This is a genomic window from Algoriphagus sp. PAP.12, assembly GCF_026652115.1.
Classification (GTDB): domain Bacteria; phylum Bacteroidota; class Bacteroidia; order Cytophagales; family Cyclobacteriaceae; genus Algoriphagus.
In genome coordinates this window covers 1-258 of sequence record NZ_JAPPSQ010000094.1, presented here as the reverse complement: position 1 = coordinate 258, position 258 = coordinate 1, and the positions used below count along the sequence as shown (strand labels likewise).

The following is a 258-nucleotide window of genomic DNA, read 5'->3' as shown; positions in this document are numbered from 1 at the left end:
CTCAAGTTTGGCTAATTTCTAGCATGAAACAGAGTGGATAGAGTAGGATTATCAGATTTTTTAAGTTTTTGCAATTTTTTCTGAATTGTTACGAAGTCGGAGAAATTGATTTTTGAGGTATTTGCCCATGTTATAGCCCTAAATTGATTGATCAGATCTCCAGTTGTAGTTCGGATCGATTTAGTCACTTTATACCATTTTGGTCTGGGTAAAACCTGTTTTTTGGCCATTATTGAAGCAATAAGTAGCATTGAATAA

1 protein-coding gene is annotated in these 258 nt (G+C 33.7%); it reads right to left on the bottom strand.

The genetic code is table 11. The features are described from left to right. Nucleotides 1-11: 11 nt before the first annotated feature. On the bottom strand, nt 12-258 hold a 247-nt coding region (locus tag O0V13_RS21610; protein WP_442780947.1), incomplete at its 5' end, for a hypothetical protein.